Source organism: Lacticaseibacillus sp. 30, from assembly GCF_053819265.1.
The window spans coordinates 1-1,269 of record NZ_JBSOQX010000068.1 but is presented as its reverse complement, the minus strand read 5'-3'; the positions used below and the strand labels follow the sequence as shown (position 1 = coordinate 1,269).

General features: G+C 46.7%; 1 protein-coding gene and 1 pseudogene. One reads left to right on the top strand and one right to left on the bottom strand.

Annotation, left to right across the window (positions count from 1 at the left end):
• Positions 1 to 399: pseudogene (locus ACWPAB_RS15305) on the bottom strand (DNA/RNA non-specific endonuclease); the annotation flags it as partial.
• Between the two features lie 502 nt (positions 400 to 901).
• Between ACWPAB_RS15305 and ACWPAB_RS15300 the strand changes: the two are divergent.
• Positions 902 to 1,269: hypothetical protein (locus ACWPAB_RS15300; RefSeq protein ID WP_455692710.1), on the top strand; the 368-nt coding region annotated here is incomplete at its 3' end.

Below are 1,269 nucleotides of genomic sequence, written 5' to 3'. Positions count from 1 at the left end.
TACAGAGCTTGCGTGACTGTGCATTATACTGTATGTCACAATGGCAGAAACACTTTGCGTTCTTCCTAGATCATCCAAGCCTTCAAAGTAAGTTTGAGCGCGTGTGGTTTTCGCTTTCTGGGCGGCAGCTACTGTTTGCTTAAAACCATTTACGAAGATTGGAACGTTTTGATTAAGCGTTGTGTAGTTTTGCGGGTACTTTGTCAGATCAAATGGCAAGTTGGCAAGATCACTGTTTGTCTGCGCAGTCTCAGTAGTGCTCGTCGATGTAGCAGAGGAAGCAGCGGATTTGGTTGTACTTGATTGACTTGTGTTCGATCCTTGAACGGCTGAACAACCACTGATACTAATTGCTAATACTGTACTGAGGGCTAAAAACCATTTTGTTGTTAATTTCATATTGAAGTCCTTTCTGATTCGTTGTGGTGGCCTTGCTGAGCAAATAACGCCCGGTAAGGCTTAGTTTGCGTAGGGGCGGCGGGCCCTAGGCCGACCCGCACGCCCCGGCAACGTCTTGTCGTTTAAGGATAGGTAACTGGCAAGTTCAGTCTATACCTAAACCCAATTGGTTGCCGGTTGTCTGCTATCGTGCAAATCATGCAAGACTTATGCATAAAGCTTGTGGCGTGCCGCCACGCGGGCAAGCCCGCAGGAACCTTTCTACTGCCGGTTTTTGCCTTGCTTTGATTCCGCATTCAACCAGCAACAAAGCTGCTAAGGAACAAGTTCCTAAGCAGCTCTAGCAGAAAAAACAAGGGCCGGGCAAAATTTTGTTCCGCAAAGAACACTCCACAAATTTTTGCCACTTTCGCTACGCTCACCCTTGCGTTTTCTGCTGTAGCTGGTGTGCCTGTTACATCAAAGGCGGCTTCAAAAACCGCCGGTAGAAAGGGTGTCAGCAATGGAGAAATTACCATTTTACCTGCCAATGATTGAAGACGATGAGGAGAGTGTTTTTGACAGTTGGCAAAATGGACAAAGAACACACGATAAATTGAGTGAGGGGTTACGTCCTTACATTCAAGAAATTGCTGTTAAAAGTCAAACGACCAGTCAAATTGAGAGAGACCGTTACGGCAACCAACGCCTAGCCTTTTATGCCAACGGGTGCGATACACCTTATTACGTTACCGAAGACTTCCTACTTACGCCTAATCAAACTCACGATGAAAAGAAGCTGTTAGTGACAGCACTGATGCTAGGCGATAGCAAGCTGACGGCGGTTGTATCTGACCAGTTACTAGCTCAACTTTCACCGAAGACCCGCGT